This is a genomic window from Kribbella sp. CA-253562 (genome assembly GCF_050942265.1).
Classification (GTDB): Bacteria; Actinomycetota; Actinomycetes; order Propionibacteriales; family Kribbellaceae; genus Kribbella.
In genome coordinates this window covers 1,853,393-1,867,967 of record NZ_CP192049.1, presented here as the reverse complement: position 1 = coordinate 1,867,967, position 14,575 = coordinate 1,853,393, and the positions used below count along the sequence as shown (strand labels likewise).

Sequence of the window (14,575 nt, the reverse complement as noted above, 5' to 3'; positions counted from 1 at the left end):
CGGCCGGTGACCGACCGGTAGTGCCATGATGTGCCGCATGGAGCTGAAGATGTCGGCGTCGTACGACGCCACCTGTGAGGAAGTCTTCGCGATCGTCACCGACGCCACCTTTCGCGAGCAGGCCTGCGAGAAGACCAAGGCGTTGTCGTACGACGTCCAGGTCAGCACGACCGGGGACGACACGGTCGTCCGGGTCGAGCGCAAGATGCCGTCGAACGACGTACCGGACATCGCGCGCAAGTTCGTCGGCGAGACGCTGACCGTGGTGCAGACCGAGACCTGGCACGCCGCCAAGCCGGACGGGTCACGCGACGCCGATGTGCGCGGCGAGATCGCCGGCACGCCGGTGACGCTGAAGGGAACCGCGACGATCCGGCCCGACGGCGCGCAGACCGTGCAGACGATCACGCTCGACGTGAAGGTCGCGGTGCCGCTGATCGGCAAGAAGATCGAGCCGTTCGTGGTGGACGCGATCCGGTCCGGGCTGGCCAAGGAGCACGAGCTCGGCCGCGCGTGGCACGACGGCACCAACTGAGCCTGGCCGGCGCCGTGTCGTTACCCGGCGGGCGAGAACCGCGGTGGCACCCTGGAAGCGAAGAGTCACCGGAGGTGAGCCTGTCGTGCGTAGCAAGCGAAGGACAACCGCACTGTCGGCCGGCGAGGACGCGCAGTACTGCGTCTTCTGCGAGGCGACGGTGCTCTTCGAGCGGGTCGAGGCCGGGGACCATCCGGTCGACGACCCGGCCGGCGAGTGGATCTGCGTCGGCTGCGGCTCGGCCCTGCTGATCGGCCCGCCGCTGCAACACCTGGAACACACCGCCTGACGACTCGGTCCCCCGAGCCGGTAGGACGCCGGGCCGCGTGCCGAACGCCGCGGCCCTGGCCGGCCTGCCGGTCGGGGCGGGACCGACAGGCCGGCCTCAGAGCTGGGCGCGGATGCAGGCTCCCCTGCTGCCGGCATCCGCGCCCTCATCCCTGCTGGCGCAGGAATCCGGCTACACCGGCGGGCCGAAGCCACAGAGCACAGGCCGGGCCCGCGCTGGGTCGAGCGCATTGGCGACCAGTTGCGCGACCGTCGGGTCGAAGGCCAGCCCGACGTGCCCGACCGGGTCCAGCGGACAGACGTCCTGGACGAACAGGTTCTTCACTCCGGGCTCCCGGATGAACGACGTCTCGTGCGGCGTCACCAGCGCGTCCAGCCGCGACGCGATCACCGTGTACTTGACGCCGGGCTGGGCGATCGGCCCGCTGATCAGCTGCGCCACCGGGGCGCCTCCGACGATCAGCTCGTCACAGGCCGGGCAGCCGAAGTCGCGCAAGACCTGGTCGACGAGCGGACGCAGCCCGAGGTGGTCGCCGACGCTGACCAGCCCGGCGAACGTCGTACCGTGCGTCGGCGGGGCCAGCGCGACCACCTTGCCGACCTCCGCGGCGTACCCGCGGACCTTCGGTCCGTAGAGGCTCTGGAAGCCGCCCTCGGAGTGCCCGACGAGATCGACCTTCGCGGCGCCGGTCGCCGTCCGGACCCGGTCGACGAACGCCTCGATCTCCGCCGACGAGCGCACGATCGAGACCGTGCCGCCGACCGGGATCGCGGGCGTCGCCTGGCCGTAGGTGAGCGTGAAGGCGCAGTATCCCCGGGCCGCGAGGTACGGGCCGAGGAAGGAGTAGTTGCCGGGGCCGTTGCCGCCGAGTCCGTGCAGCAGGACCAACGGGTTCGGGTGCGCCGCGGACGGCTTGCAGGCCCAGTTGTCGAAGCCTGACGTGGGTGCGGCGGCAGCCGCGGAGGCGGGCGCGGTCGCGGCGCCCGCCGTGAGCAGCACGGCGGCCAGCAGGCCGGCGGCGGCTCGTCGGAGGTGAGGTCTCATCGCGGCTCCCGGAGGGCAGTGTCGTTGGGTGACGACAGGATGACCGACAGTGCAGCACGTTCCCCGGTTCTCGACAAGCCCTCGTGTTCGTAACAGCTCCGCTGGTTACCAACCGGCTGCAGGGGGTAACGTCCGGCGCATGGCGCGAGTGATCAGAGGTTTGGACGCGGACCAGCGACGCGCCGAGCGGCGCGAGCAGCTGCTCGACGCCGCGCTCGAGCTGTTCGCCGTGCAGGGGTACCCGCACACGTCGATCGAGCAGATCTGCACCACGGCGTACGTCGGGACCAAGAGCTTCTACGAGGTGTTCGACAGCCGGGAGGACTGCTACGTCGCGCTGCTCAAACGCACGTCCGAGCGGCTCGAGGACACCATGATCGCGCTCGCCGCGGCCCACGCCGGAGGCAGCGAACGGGAGGTCGCCCCCGGACTGCTGTCGGCCTTCGCGCACGCACTGATCGACGATCCACGGATCGCCCGGGTCACCTTCGGCCAGGCCGGCGGGATCTCCCCCACCGTCGAGCGGCAGCGCCGGACCAACCGCCGCTGGGCGGCCGGCTTCCTCGAACAGCTCTGGGACGCCTACGACGGCCCACAGTCCGAGCTCGACCGCCGCACCCGCCACGGCGTCGCGATCGGCCTGGTCGGCGGCCTGTTCGACCTGATCGCCGACTGGCTGCTGGACGCGGACCTGCACGACCCCAACCAGCTCGAAGACCTGATCGACGACCTGACCAGCTTCTACATCACCGTGCGGCGCGGACTGATCACCGACAACTGAAAGTCGCCCGGACCGCTGGCTCGCAGCGTGGACCCGGCCTCATCCTGATCCAGGAGGAGGTGGGCCGTGGCGGTCGGCACCGAGGACGACGTACGGCGGCCGCAGGCCGAGCCGCCGGGGTGGATCGAGGGAACACTGCGCATCCTCGGCACCGGACTACTGGGGATCTGGCACCTGCGACCATCGGCCCGGCGCGCCCGGGCCGCGCGGCGCACGACCTGCGGCGGCTGCCGGAAGCGGCACCGCCGCCTGCTCCGGGTGCTCGGCGGACTGGTCGCACTGCAGGTGGCCGGGATCGCGGGCCTGGTCGCGTTCGGGCTCGGCGCCCCGGTGTGTGCGCCGCCGCCGACGCTGAACCGCGAGGAGGCGATCGCCTACACGACCGCCGGCGAAGGCCCGTGGTTGCGGACGCGGCAGCTGCTGACGTCCGGGCAGACCGGCCTGGCGTTGCTCTGGGCAAGGACCCGGGACGCCGACGTGTGCCGGTTCGCTCCGAACGGCACGCTGGTGGCGCGGATGGAGTCCGGCTACGCGCGCGGCGGAACGATGTACGGGCACGCGTTCCTGACCTCGCCCGGGCAGGACCGCACGTACGCCGAACTGGTACCGATCAAGCGGCACGAGTCGCGGCACACGGTCCAGTGGACGGTCGGTACGGCGCTCGCCGGGCCGCTGGGCTTCCCGGTCGCCTACAGCCTGGACGAGCTGTTCGCCCCTGGCGCCTACAACCACTTCGAACGTGCCGCCGGCCTCACCGACGGCGGTTATGCGGCCCCGGACACGCCGCCACCGACGGTCGTCCGGGTGTTCTTGGTGCTTGCCCTGCTGGGGTTGGTGACCTTCGAGCGGCACCGGCTCGGCCGGCAGCTGAGGCTCCTGCGGGCGCATCTCGAACACCTGCGCCGTCGCCGCCCGGGCACCGGACTGGCGGCGACGCTCGAGGAGCATCGCCGCCTGCGGCAGCTCGGATGCCCGAGCTGCGGAGACCTCAGCCCTGGTGCGGGTAGCGGTAGTCGGTCGGCGGGGTGAAGGTCTCCTTCATCGACCGGGGGCTGGTCCAGCGGATCAGGTTCCACATCGAGCCGGCCTTGTCGTTGGTGCCGCTGGCGCGGGAACCGCCGAAGGGCTGCTGGCCGACGACGGCGCCGGTCGGCTTGTCGTTGACGTAGAAGTTGCCGGCCGCGAAGCGCAAGTAATCGGCCGCGGCCGCGATCGCGTGCCGGTCCTGGGCGATCACCGCGCCGGTCAGCCCGTACGGCGCCGCGCTCTCCATCTCGCGCAGCACCCGGTCGTAGTCCGCGTCGTCGTACACGTGCACGCCGAGGATCGGGCCGAAGTACTCGGTGGTGAAGATCTCGTCGGTCGGGTCGTCGGAGACCAGCAGGGTCGGGCGGACGAAGTAACCCTCGCTGTCGTCGTACGTGCCGCCGGCCAGCACCTCGATCGCGTCGGAGGCCTGGGCCCGGTCGATCGCCGTCTTGTGCTTGGCGAAGGCCCGGTCGTCGATCACCGCGCCGAGGAAGTTCGACAGGTCGGTGACGTCGCCCATCGTCAGCGCGTCGGTCTCGGCGGCCAGGTCGTCGCGGATCTGGTTCCAGACCGAGCGGGCGACGTACGACCGGCTGGCGGCCGAGCACTTCTGGCCCTGGTACTCGAAGGCGCCGCGCAGCATCGCGGTCTTCAGCACCGCCGGGTCGGCCGACGGGTGGGCCAGGATGAAGTCCTTGCCGCCGGTCTCGCCGACCAGCCGCGGGTAGGTCTTGTACGACGCGATGTTGGCGCCGACCGTGCCCCACAGCGACTGGAAGGTCTTGGTGGAGCCGGTGAAGTGGATGCCGGTCAGGTCCGGGTGAGTCAGCGCGGCCTTGCTCACCTCGATGCCGTCACCGGTGACCAAGTTGATCACGCCGGCCGGCAGTCCGGCGGCCTCGAACAGCCGCATCGTCCAGTGCGCGGCGAACTGCTGGGTCGGCGACGGCTTCCAGACCACGGTGTTGCCCATCAGCGCGGGCGCGGTCGGCAGGTTGCCGGCGATCGCGGTGAAGTTGAACGGGGTGATCGCGTAGACGAAGCCCTCGAGCGGGCGGTAGTCGACCCGGTTCCAGACGCCGGGCGAGGAGATCGGCTGGTCGCTGACGATCTGGCGCGCGAAGGCGACGTTGAAGCGCAGGAAGTCGATCAGCTCGCAGGCGGCGTCGATCTCGGCCTGCTGCACGGTCTTGGACTGCCCGAGCATGGTGGCGGCGTTCAGCGTGTCGCGCCACGGGCCGGCCAGCAGGTCGGCGGCCTTGAGGAAGATCGCCGCGCGGTCGTCGAACGACAGCGCGCGCCACGACGGCGCGGCCGCGAGCGCCGCGTCGACGGCCGCCTGGCCGTCGGACTGCGTCGCGTTGCCGAGCGTGCCGAGCACGTGCGCGTGCTTGTGCGGCTGGACCACCTGGATGGTCGCGCCGCCGCCGAGCCGCTGCTCGCCGCCGATCGTGCAGGTCAGGTCGATCGCCCCGGCGGCGTTGAACTCCTTGAGCTTCGCCTCCAGGCTGCCCCGCTCGGGCGAGCCCGGCGCGTAGCCCCGCACCGGTTCGTTGGCGGGGGTGGGGACGGCGGTGACGGCATCCATGCTGCGCTGCTCCTCGATCGACTGGGCTGTGGGTACGCCGGTACGTGGCTGCGAGGCCCCGGCGGCCCGATCGGGGTTCGCCGCGACACGTTCGCGTCTTCATGCTGCCACGCCGGACCCTGGGACCACGAACCCGACTGGTCTCCCATGTTGTAGCAGATAATTCAGATCAGGGCAGTTCTGACGTATCCGTTACGAGACGATCCGCACCGTGCCCGTGATCGCATGCGTCGCACCCGTCCACCAGCGCAGCGTGCCGTCGCCGTCCCGGCCGGTCAGGACCCAGGGGTAGGCACCGGGCGGGAGCAACCGATGGGGCGGGAAGTTGCGGATTCGGCCGGTCGGCGACGCGGGTCGTCCGGGCTACTGGCGCCAGGGCATGTGCTGCAGCGTCCAGGTGTTGCCGTCGGGGTCGCTGAAGGCGGCGTAGAAGACGCCGCCGAGGTCCTGGACCGGCTCGACGTCGACGCCGCGCGCGATCAGGTCGTCGCGGGCGGCTTCGATGTCGGCGACGACCAGGTGCAGGCCGCGCAGGGAGCCGGGCGGCATCTCGACGTTGTTCAGGCCGGTGGACAGCAGGATCGAGCAGTGCGACCCCGGCGGGGTGAGCTGGACGATGCGCACCCCCTCGGCCGGAGTGACGTCCACGTCGGCGTGCCATCCCGCGGCGACGTAGAACTGTTTCGCCTGGTCCACGTCGGTGACCGGCACCGGGATCAGCTCGAGCAGGTAGTTGCCCGGCAGCACCGGATCAGCCGTCGGGTCCGGCATGATCTCGTCCGCACTGGCCGGCACGCTGGTCTGCGTCGGCCGGTCGTCGCTCACGCGGACTTCTTCGCGGTCTTCTTGGCGGCCGTCTTCTTGGCCGGCTCCTTCTTCGCGGCGGCCTTCTTCGCCGGGGCCGCCTTCTTCGCCGCGGCCTTCTTCGCCGGTGCCGACTTCTTCGCCGGCTCCTCCGCCGACGCCGAGCCACCACCGGCACGGCGGGCCTTCGCGGCCTCGACCGACGCGCGCAGGGCGGCGACCAGGTCGACCACCTCGGCGCCCTCCGGCTCCTCCTCCTCGGTCTCCGGCAGCGGTACGCCGGCTGCCTTCGCCTCGACCACCTGCTCCAGGGCGTGCCGGTACTCGTCGTGGTACTGGTCCGGGTCGAACTCGCCGCGCAGGGTGTCGATGTACGACTCGGCCATCGCCTTCTCCTGCTTGCGGATCTCGATGTCGGAGTCGGGCGCCGCGAAGGAAGCGTCACGCACCTCATCCGGCCAGAGCATCACCTGCAGGACCAGTACGTCGTCGTGGGTGCGCAGCAGCGCGAGGCTCTCCCGCGAGCGCAGCGCCACCTTCACCAGCGCGTACAGCTCGGAGCCTTCGAGCGCGTCCCGCAGCAGCACGTACGGCTTGCCGCCGGGACCGCCGTCGGCGGCCAGGTAGTACGACTTGCCGAGGTAGAGCGGGTCGACCTGGTCGGCCGGCACGAACTCCAGCACGTCGATGACCTTCTTGCTGGACAGCGGCAGGTCGGCGAAGTCGTCCGGCTCGAGCACGATCATCCGGCCGTCGGCCATCTCGTAGCCCTTGCCGATGTCGCTGTACGGGACCTCCTCGCCGCACTCCGAACAGACCCGCTTGTACCGGATCCGGCCGCCGTCGGCGACGTGCACCTGCCGGAAGGAGATGTCCTTCTCCTCGGTCGCGGAGTACACCTTGATCGGGATCGTCACCATCCCGAACGAGATGGCGCCCTTCCAGATCGCCTGTGCCATCGCCATCAGCTCCCTGTCAGCTCAACCGTCAAGCCTTGCCCCGCCGGCCTTCCGCGGCGAGGAGATCAGGGATCTCCTGCGTCGCGTACCACAGCAGGTCTTCACCTTCGCACGAGTCGAGGGCGAAGACAGCGTCTTCGTGATCCGGATTCGCCGTGTCACCGTGCGCGACGTCCCACAGCTCCGCCGCCCTGCCGACCACCTCGGCGGCCGCGTCGCCGTCCAGATGCACCGCCGCGACGGAGGTCCACGGGATCACCACGTTCAGCTCGAGCCGCGCGTCGCCCAGGTGCACGCTGCCGTCGGCCGGCGGAACGGCCGCCACCTCGCAGGCGATGACCACCCGCTTGCGCGGCGCCTGCGGGTCGGCCGCCAGCAGTCCGACCGAGGCCCGGGCCGCCTGCGCCATCGCGGCGTACTCCAGCTCCTCGTCGTCGGCCTGGCTGTACCACTCGCGCAGCGCCGGGGTCACGGCGTAGGCCGTGAACGGGATCGGGCCGACCTCCCCGGCGTGGCAGGCCGCGTCGAGCAGCGGCACGGTGGACGGAACGTAGACCCTCATGAGCCCGCCTTCTTCGTACTCCGGGGCGTCTTCCGGCCGCGCGTGGCCCGGTTCCGGCTGCCCTTGGTGGTGTCCAGCAACTCGTCCAGCGCGTCGGTGACGCACTGGGCGAAAACGGCCAGGTCCGGCATCGCCGTGCGGTCCGCGTTCAGCCCGAACGAGACCTTGCCGTCGTACGAGGTGACGCCGACCGACAGGCCCTGTCCCGGCATCAGCGGCACCACCGGGTACGACGCGAGCATCGGCGCGCCCTGGGCGTAGAGCGGGAACTGCGGGCCCGGCACGTTGGTGATCACGACGTCGTCGATCGGCCGGACCGTGGCGGTGGCGACCCGGGCGGCGAGCGCGTGCAGCGTGGTCGGGGCGAAGCCGGCGATGCCGACCAGCGAACGGGCGCTGACCGCGCGCCCGGTGTCCTTGTGCACCTTGGTCTGGTACGAGATCTGGTGCAGCCGCATCACCGGGGAGTTCTCCCCGACCGGCAGCGTCACGGTCGACGCGACCACCGAGGAGCCCAGCGAGGTCGGCTCCTCGTCCTCGTCGTCGCGGATGCTCATCGGCACCACCGCGCGCACGCTGCGGGTCGGCCCGACGCCTTCGCCGCGGGTCATCATCCAGGCCCGGAACGCCCCGGCCACCACGGCCAGGATCACGTCGTTGACCGTGCCGCCGTGCATCGCGCGGACGGTCCGGTAGTCCTCCAGGTCGGTCTGCACGGTGGTGAACCGGCGCTGCCCGGAGGTCTTCACGTGCAGCGAGCTCTCGTGCCCGTGCCGCTGGGCGACCAGCGAGCCGACCACGTCACCGATCACCTCGCGCACCGAGGTCGAGCCGGTCAGGCTGGCCATCTCGGCCCGGGCCAGCTCCAGTACGGCGGTCGGATGCCGGGTCGCGTCGGCGAAGACGCCGGCCAGCAGCTCCAGCGCGGACGGCGGGTGCTCGGGCTGCCAGGTGTCGGTCGGGGTCTCCCGCGGCTGCGCGGTCGCGTCCAGCACGACCTGGCCGATGTCGACCGTGCTGTTGCCGTCGACAAGGGCCTGGTGGGACTTGGAGATGATCGCGAACCGGTCGCCCTGCAGGCCTTCGACCAGGTACATCTCCCACAGCGGCCGGGCCCGGTCGAGCCGCCGGGACATGATCCGGGCGACCAGCTCCAGCAGCTGCGCGTGCGTGCCGGGGCGCGGCAGGGCCGAGCGCCGGACGTGGAAGGTGATGTCGAACTCTTCGTCGTCGACCCAGACCGGTCCGGCGAACCGGCCGGGCACGTGCTGGACGCGCTGCCGGTAGCGCGGCACGAAGGCGATCCGGTCGCGGATCAGCGCGACCAGGCTCTCGTAGTCGAACTCGTCGTCGGAGTGCACCGGCGGCTCGAAGATGTCGACCGTGCCGACGTGCATCGGGGTGGCCGGGGACTCGGCCTTGAGGAAGGTCAGGTCGAGCGACGACAACCGGTCCGGCATCCGCGTTCCCTTCCTTCCAGGATCTGGTGCGATCACCCTAGCCGCCTGCTCCGACAGTGAGCTGCGACACTACTGAAGGCGATCGTGACACGACTGATCGTCCCAGGCGGGAACCCGGCGTGCCCGGTGTTCGTAGCACCTGGTGGGCGTGTTCGGCGCCCGTCTGTTCTCGACATGCTGAAAGGCCCCTCGAATCATGCGTTCGACGTTCTCCCGCGGTACCGCCCTCGCTCTCCTGCCCGCACTGGGCATGCTGGTCCTCGCCGGGTGCGGCGACGACTCCGGCAGCGGCGGCGGCACGGCCGGCGCGAGCCCGAGCGCCCCGGCCACCACCCCGAGCGAGACCCCGTCGAGCGCGCCGACCACCACGAGCACCCCGGGCGGCCCGAAGACCGGCACCCCGTCGAACACCGCCGACCCGTCCGGCGAGCAGGCCGACGTGACGATCAACGTCACCGTTGCCAACGGCAAGGTCAACCCGAGCGGCCAGAGCATCAAGGTGACCGCGGGCCAGACCGTGCTGGTCACCGCGGTCAGCGACGCCGCCGACGAGCTGCACATCCACGGCTACGACAAGGAGCTCGAGCTGGCGCCGGGCAAGCCGGCGTCGGTGAAGTTCACCGCCGACATGAAGGGCACCTTCGAGGTCGAGACACACGAGAGCGGCAAGCTGGTCGCCAAGCTCGTCGTCTCCTGAGTCGATGACGTCTCTTCTGCTGCCGCTGCACGGGATCGGCGGCCGGCAGGACCTGCCCGTCCCGTTCGGCCTGGCCGTCGGCGGCGCCGCGGTCGCGATCGCGCTGTCGTTCGTCGTTCTCGGGCTGGCCTGGCGCAGCCCGAAGTACCGGGGTGACGCCTCGGGCAAGCCGCTGCCGGCCGGCGTGACCCGTACCGTCGACGCGCCCTGGTTCCGGTGGATCGTCCGGGTGTTCGGGCTGGCGGTGTTCCTGTACGCGATGGTGTCGCTGCTGTTCGGCGTCGACCGGCTGACCAACCCGATCTTCGGGTTCGTCTACATCCTGGTCTGGGTCGGCCTGGTGCCGCTGTCGCTGCTGCTCGGGCCGGTCTGGCGCACGCTCAACCCACTGCGCACCATCCACCTGCTCCTGTCGAAGCTGCTGCGCCAACCCGCGTCGCGTGGGTTGCTGGAGCTGCCGAAGTGGGTCGGTCTCTGGCCCGCCGCGCTCGGCCTCTTCGCGTTCACCTGGCTCGAGCTGGTCGCGCCCGACCGCGCGACGCTGCCGGTGCTGCAGGCCTGGATCGCCCTGTACGTCGTGATCACGATGTTCGGCGCGATCCTGTTCGGCGACCGCTGGTTCGCTGCCGGGGATCCGTTCGAGGCGTACGCGACGCTGATGGCCCGGATGTCGCCCTGGGGCCGGCGGACCGACGGCGCGCTGGTGCTGCGCCGCCCGCTGGAGAACCTGGACGGCCTGAAGGTCCAGCCCGGCCTGGTCGGGCTCGTCGCCGCGCTGCTCGGCAGTACGGCGTACGACGGCTTCTCGAACTCGTCCGCCTGGATCGGCTGGGCGCAGAACTCCGGCTACTCGATGACCCTGCTCGGCACGCTGATGCTGATCGCGTTCATCCTGTTCGTGCTGATCACGTACTCCGGCGCGACCCTGCTGGCCGGCCGGCTGTCCGACAGCTCACGGACGTCGTTGCCCGGCCTGTTCGCCCACTCGGTCGTCCCGATCGCCTTCGGCTACGTCGTCGCCCACTACCTGACGCTGTTCATCCTGGAGGGCCAGCGGACGCTGATCTACCTCAGCGACCCGCTCAGCAACGGCGCCAACGTCTTCGGCACCGGGCTGCTCGCCGTCAACACCGACATCACCAACCACAGCACGGCGATCTCGGTGATCCAGGTCCTGGCCGTCGTCTGCGGCCACCTGCTCGGCGTCGTCTCGGCCCACGACCGCGCGGTCGCCCTCTTCCCCCGCCACAAGGCCCTGGCCGGCCAGATCCCCCTCCTGGTCGTCATGGTCGGCTACACCGCCGGCGGCTTGCTCCTGCTGTTCTCGTCGTAGTGTTCACGCCACAGCAACGCTCGGCCCTCCGTGACCGGCTGGTCGCGGAGGCGCGAGCGGACGACCGCATCACCGGTCTGGCGTTCACTGGCTCCGCCGCCTCGGGCGGGGAGGACGAGTGGTCGGACATCGACCTCTACCTCGGTCTGGACCCGGACGCCGATCAGTCGGCGGTACTGGCCGACTGGACCGCGCGCATGTACGCCGACCACGACTGCGTCGCGCACACCGACCTGCAGGTGCGCGGTACGACGTACCGGGGGTTCTTCCTGGCCAGCACGTTGCAGGTGGACCTCGCGTTCGCCCCGGCTGCCGAGTTCGGTCCGTTGGGGCCGGCGTTCCAGATCGTCTTCGGGCAACCGCTGGAGCAACCGGTTCCGTTGCCGTCGGAAGCGACGGGACTGATCGGCATGGGCTGGCTGTACGCACTGCACGCACGGTCGAGCATCATGCGCGGCAGGGGCTGGCAGGCGGAGTACATGATCAGCGGGTTGCGCGACCAGATCCTCATGCTGGCTTGCCTTCGGCACGATCTTCCGGCCGGGCACGGCCGTGGCTACCACCAACTGCCGCCGGCTGTACTGCTGCCGCTCGAGGCGATGCTGGTCCGTGCGATCGACCCGGCCGAGCTCGATCGAGCGCTCGGCGCGGCGATCGGGGCCTTCCTGGACGAGGTCGCCGCGGTCGACGGCGCGTTGGCTAGCCGGTTGTCCGCTCCGCTGCGGGAGCTTTCGCTCGCGACGTGATCGCCAGGACGGCGAAGGAGGTCAGGCCGAGGATCAGGTGGGAGTTGCCGGGGATCGACTGCCAGAACGACCAGCTGAGTTCGCGGTCGTCGCGGTAGGGGACCCACCAGATCGAGCGGAGTACGAACAGGCCGTACCAGAGCACGGCGGTGGCGACGGCGGGGCGGCGGCCCCAGCGGCGGTCGACGGCGCGGATCAGGCTGATGCCGAGCGGGATGATCCAGACCCAGTGGTGGCTCCACGAGACCGGGGACGCGTAGAGCACCGCCAGGGCCATCACGGAGATCGCGGTGACCGGGTCGCCGGCCAGCCAGTAACGGCGGGCCAGCCAGAGCACGAGCAGGCCGAAGATCGCGGACAGGACGAACCAGACCGGCTGGATCCAGGACGCGTCGTCGCCGAGCCGGCTGAGGAAGCCCATGAACGACTGGTTCGCGGTGTAGGCCAGTCCGCCGACGCGGTTGGCGTTGCGGACCACAACGGTCCAGTACTCCCACGACTGGTTCGGTACGACGGCGAAGCCGATCGCCATCGTCGCCAGCAGCCCGAGCAGCGCGTTGCGGAACGCCCGCCACTGCTTGGTGACCAGCAGGAACGCCAGGAACGGCAGCGGCGTCAGCTTCACGCCGATCGTCACGCCCACCCAGAACCCCCGCCAGCGCGCGTTCTCCGGCCGTACCAGGTCGAGCAGGATCATTGCCGTCAGCAACAGGTTGATCTGGCCGAACTGGATCGTCTGCCAGACCGGTTCGAGCAGCAGCGACGCGAGCGTCAGCCCGGCCAGGACGGCGAGCCGGCGGCCGCGCCACGTTGCCGGCAGCAAGCTCCAGGCACCACCCGGCAAGGCGGCCCGCCAGATCGCCGCGATGCAGAGCACCGAGATCGTCGTCCAGACCACCAGCGCGACACCCCACGGCACCGCGGCCAGCGGGACCATCGCGATCGCCGCGAACGGCGGGTAGGTGAACGGCAGCCCCGAGCCGGGCAGCTGCGCGTCGTACAGGGAGGCGCGGTCGAGCAGGACCGAGCCGCCCATCCGGTAGACGCGCAGGTCGATCATGCCGTCGAACAGCCCGTACGCCCAGGCACCCAGGGCAACGAACGCGGCGCAGCCCAAGACGGCGACGACGATCCAGCGAGGGTCGGTCCGGCGGACCGCGTGGGTGGAGGAGGTCGCGGTCACGTCAGGTCGACCCCGAACATCGTCTCCAGCTCGCGCTTGGTGTCGACGTACGACGTGTGGTGGATCGCGGTCATGCCGAGCTGCCGCGCGGCCTCGACGTTGAGCTCGAGGTCGTCGACGAACACGCACTCGGCCGGGCTCAGGCCGACCCGCTCGGCGGCGAGCAGGTAGATCTCGGGTTCGGGCTTGCGCAGGCCGACCTCGCCGGAGATCACCAGGTCGTCGAACATGCCCTCCCAGGTGTCGATCGGGTAGCTGTTGCCCCAGGAGTTCGACAGCAGGGCGGTCTTGATCCCGTGGCCCTTCGCCCGCCGGACCAGCGCGGTCATCCGCGGCTCGTGCTCGAAGTGCGCGAACATCCGCTCGATCAGGCCCTCGGCCTTCAGCGGGCTGCCGTCGCGGGTGACGAGCAGCGCGGCCAGCTTGCGTTCGAAGTCCGGTACGGCGATCTGGCCGCGCTCCAGCGCGTGGATCGGGTTCAGCTCGGCCTCGGCCGGGCTCGCGCCGAGCCACTCGACGACGGCCTTGAAGTAGGCCTCGAAATCGAGGTTGTCCAGCTCGGCCCAGCGCCCGAGGGCCACGTCCAGCCCGGAGGTCAGCACACCACCCCAGTCGACCAGCAGACCCCGCAGCACCTTGTCGTCGGACATGCGCGCAAGACTACTCACGGCCGTCGGTCAGCCCGGCCGTGGCCTCGCGGGGTCAGTGCGCGTACTCGACGGTGACGTCGCCGGACGACGTCTTCGCGGTGATCGACCGGGTCGCGGCCGGATCGGTCCGCACCTCGGTGTGCTCGTCGCCGGACGACGTGTCGGTGTCGACCTTGAACGTCTCGGTCCCCTCCGGCACCGACACCGTGACGTCGCCCGAGGTGCCCTGGGCGCTGACCTCGTCGGGCACCGTCGCGAAGGTCAGGTCGACCTTGCCGGAGGTGGTCTTGCCGTGCACCTTGGTCGCGGTCAGCGCGCTCGCCTCGATGTCGCCGGAGGTCGCCTCGATGGTCAGCTCACCACCGACCGCGTGCGCCTCGACGTCACCGGACGTGGTCTTCAGGGTCGCGCCGCCGGCGAGGTCGGAGACCTTGATCGTGCCGCTGGTGTTGTCGACCTTGACGGCCAGGTTCTTCGGCACGGTGATCACGTACTCGGTGCCGCAGCCGAAGGACAGGAAGCTGCAGCCGTTCGACTTCACCTCGAGCTTGCCGTTGCGGTAGCTCTCGTCCGGGTCGCTGCCGAACACGGTCTTCTTGAACTTCCGGTCGACCCGGATCTCCTGCACGTCCTTCGAGACCACCTCGACGTCGGCCGACTTGCTGACCACGGTCAGCGACGTGCCGTGCACGGGATAGGTGTCCTGGCTGGACTTCTGCTCCTCGGTCAGGTTCGTCAGCGCCCAGTACGCCCCGCCCAGGATCAGCGCGACCGAGATCGCGATCCCGAACCGCCGCTCGGTACTCATCGTGCTGCTGGGACGACCCTGCACGTCGGACATCGCACTCCCCTTGCTGCTCCCCTGGTGACGTCCTTCACCCTGGCACATCCGGGGGCTGGTGTCGGTGGGGTTTT

At 70.5% G+C, this 14,575-nt stretch carries 16 protein-coding genes; 7 read left to right on the top strand and 9 right to left on the bottom strand.

The annotated features are described in order from the left end of the window. Positions 1-37 precede the first annotated feature (37 nt). Together ACQPXM_RS09060 and ACQPXM_RS09055 are read left to right on the top strand one after the other, a co-directional pair. Complete coding sequence (locus tag ACQPXM_RS09060; protein ID WP_432946752.1) at positions 38-535, top strand: DUF2505 domain-containing protein; 498 nt, start codon at positions 38-40, stop codon at positions 533-535. 85 nt (positions 536-620) lie between these two features. Further along, on the top strand, positions 621-824 hold the full coding sequence (locus tag ACQPXM_RS09055) for a hypothetical protein (RefSeq protein ID WP_432946750.1): 204 nt from the start codon (positions 621-623) through the stop codon (positions 822-824). A gap of 171 nt (positions 825-995) precedes the next feature. On the opposite strand, the gene ACQPXM_RS09050 is transcribed toward ACQPXM_RS09055, so the two are convergent. Beyond that, on the bottom strand, positions 996-1,868 hold the full coding sequence (locus ACQPXM_RS09050) for an esterase/lipase family protein (protein ID WP_432946748.1): 873 nt from the start codon (positions 1,866-1,868) through the stop codon (positions 996-998). Between the two features lie 139 nt (positions 1,869-2,007). Between ACQPXM_RS09050 and ACQPXM_RS09045 the strand changes: the two genes are divergently transcribed. Together ACQPXM_RS09045 and ACQPXM_RS09040 are read left to right on the top strand one after the other, a co-directional pair. Continuing rightward, complete coding sequence (locus ACQPXM_RS09045) at positions 2,008-2,649, top strand: TetR/AcrR family transcriptional regulator (RefSeq protein ID WP_432946746.1); 642 nt, start codon at positions 2,008-2,010, stop codon at positions 2,647-2,649. A 66-nt stretch (positions 2,650-2,715) separates the two neighbouring features. Next, positions 2,716-3,678: a hypothetical protein gene (locus ACQPXM_RS09040; RefSeq protein WP_432946744.1), complete on the top strand. Its 963-nt coding sequence runs from the start codon at positions 2,716-2,718 to the stop codon at positions 3,676-3,678. Here ACQPXM_RS09040 and pruA read toward each other — a convergent pair. From pruA to ACQPXM_RS09015, 5 genes are all read right to left on the bottom strand, one after another. Next, complete coding sequence (gene pruA / locus ACQPXM_RS09035; RefSeq protein ID WP_432946742.1) at positions 3,638-5,266, bottom strand: L-glutamate gamma-semialdehyde dehydrogenase; 1,629 nt, start codon at positions 5,264-5,266, stop codon at positions 3,638-3,640. The two genes, ACQPXM_RS09040 and pruA, sit on opposite strands and share 41 nt — an antisense overlap. A gap of 363 nt (positions 5,267-5,629) precedes the next feature. Then, positions 5,630-6,091, bottom strand: a complete 462-nt coding sequence (locus ACQPXM_RS09030) for a VOC family protein (RefSeq protein WP_432946740.1) — start codon at positions 6,089-6,091, stop codon at positions 5,630-5,632. After that, a complete protein-coding gene (locus ACQPXM_RS09025) occupies positions 6,088-7,029 on the bottom strand; it encodes a Ku protein (RefSeq protein ID WP_432946737.1) in 942 nt (313 codons plus the stop codon). Before ACQPXM_RS09025 ends, ACQPXM_RS09030 begins: the two co-directional genes overlap by 4 nt. Positions 7,030-7,057: 28 nt before the next feature. Further along, positions 7,058-7,591 (bottom strand): DUF6912 family protein, encoded by a 534-nt coding sequence (locus ACQPXM_RS09020; RefSeq protein WP_432946735.1) that lies wholly within the window; start codon positions 7,589-7,591, stop codon positions 7,058-7,060. Further along, positions 7,588-9,051: a WS/DGAT/MGAT family O-acyltransferase gene (locus ACQPXM_RS09015; protein ID WP_432946733.1), complete on the bottom strand. Its 1,464-nt coding sequence runs from the start codon at positions 9,049-9,051 to the stop codon at positions 7,588-7,590. Before ACQPXM_RS09015 ends, ACQPXM_RS09020 begins: the two co-directional genes overlap by 4 nt. A 196-nt stretch (positions 9,052-9,247) precedes the next feature. Here ACQPXM_RS09015 and ACQPXM_RS09010 point away from each other — a divergent pair, with 196 nt between their 5' ends. The 3 genes from ACQPXM_RS09010 to ACQPXM_RS09000 are packed head-to-tail and all read left to right on the top strand — an operon-like array spanning position 9,248 to position 11,827. Further along, complete coding sequence (locus ACQPXM_RS09010) at positions 9,248-9,748, top strand: cupredoxin domain-containing protein (protein ID WP_432946731.1); 501 nt, start codon at positions 9,248-9,250, stop codon at positions 9,746-9,748. Between the two features lie 4 nt (positions 9,749-9,752). Beyond that, the gene (locus ACQPXM_RS09005; protein WP_432946729.1) at positions 9,753-11,081 is read left to right on the top strand and encodes a hypothetical protein; all 1,329 of its coding nucleotides are present in this window, start codon (positions 9,753-9,755) and stop codon (positions 11,079-11,081) included. Next, a complete protein-coding gene (locus ACQPXM_RS09000; protein WP_432946727.1) occupies positions 11,081-11,827 on the top strand; it encodes a nucleotidyltransferase domain-containing protein in 747 nt (248 codons plus the stop codon). Before ACQPXM_RS09005 ends, ACQPXM_RS09000 begins: the two co-directional genes overlap by 1 nt. On the opposite strand, the gene ACQPXM_RS08995 is transcribed toward ACQPXM_RS09000, so the two are convergent. Genes ACQPXM_RS08995 through ACQPXM_RS08985 form a run of 3 tightly spaced genes read right to left on the bottom strand, consistent with a single transcriptional unit; the run spans position 11,781 to position 14,501 of the window. Beyond that, positions 11,781-13,010, bottom strand: a complete 1,230-nt coding sequence (locus tag ACQPXM_RS08995; protein WP_432946725.1) for a glycosyltransferase 87 family protein — start codon at positions 13,008-13,010, stop codon at positions 11,781-11,783. The two genes, ACQPXM_RS09000 and ACQPXM_RS08995, sit on opposite strands and share 47 nt — an antisense overlap. Further along, positions 13,007-13,660: an HAD family hydrolase gene (locus tag ACQPXM_RS08990; protein ID WP_432946723.1), complete on the bottom strand. Its 654-nt coding sequence runs from the start codon at positions 13,658-13,660 to the stop codon at positions 13,007-13,009. Before ACQPXM_RS08990 ends, ACQPXM_RS08995 begins: the two co-directional genes overlap by 4 nt. A 52-nt stretch (positions 13,661-13,712) precedes the next feature. After that, entirely contained in the window at positions 13,713-14,501 is a 789-nt protein-coding gene (locus ACQPXM_RS08985) for a DUF4097 family beta strand repeat-containing protein (protein ID WP_432946721.1), read from the bottom strand. Between the last annotated feature and the right edge of the window lie 74 nt (positions 14,502-14,575).

Excerpts from the sequence above, each read along its gene's own strand:
- ACQPXM_RS09060 (WP_432946752.1), top strand. The coding sequence starts at position 38 with ATGGAGCTGAAGATGTCGGCGTCGTACGACGCCACCTGTGAGGAAGTC.
- ACQPXM_RS09050 (WP_432946748.1), bottom strand. The coding sequence starts at position 1,868 with ATGAGACCTCACCTCCGACGAGCCGCCGCCGGCCTGCTGGCCGCCGTG.
- ACQPXM_RS09045 (WP_432946746.1), top strand. The coding sequence starts at position 2,008 with ATGGCGCGAGTGATCAGAGGTTTGGACGCGGACCAGCGACGCGCCGAG.
- pruA (WP_432946742.1), bottom strand. The coding sequence starts at position 5,266 with ATGGATGCCGTCACCGCCGTCCCCACCCCCGCCAACGAACCGGTGCGG.
- ACQPXM_RS09025 (WP_432946737.1), bottom strand. The coding sequence starts at position 7,029 with ATGGCACAGGCGATCTGGAAGGGCGCCATCTCGTTCGGGATGGTGACG.
- ACQPXM_RS09020 (WP_432946735.1), bottom strand. The coding sequence starts at position 7,591 with ATGAGGGTCTACGTTCCGTCCACCGTGCCGCTGCTCGACGCGGCCTGC.
- ACQPXM_RS09015 (WP_432946733.1), bottom strand. The coding sequence starts at position 9,051 with ATGCCGGACCGGTTGTCGTCGCTCGACCTGACCTTCCTCAAGGCCGAG.
- ACQPXM_RS09010 (WP_432946731.1), top strand. The coding sequence starts at position 9,248 with ATGCGTTCGACGTTCTCCCGCGGTACCGCCCTCGCTCTCCTGCCCGCA.
- ACQPXM_RS09005 (WP_432946729.1), top strand. The coding sequence starts at position 9,753 with ATGACGTCTCTTCTGCTGCCGCTGCACGGGATCGGCGGCCGGCAGGAC.
- ACQPXM_RS08990 (WP_432946723.1), bottom strand. The coding sequence starts at position 13,660 with ATGTCCGACGACAAGGTGCTGCGGGGTCTGCTGGTCGACTGGGGTGGT.
- ACQPXM_RS08985 (WP_432946721.1), bottom strand. The coding sequence starts at position 14,501 with ATGTCCGACGTGCAGGGTCGTCCCAGCAGCACGATGAGTACCGAGCGG.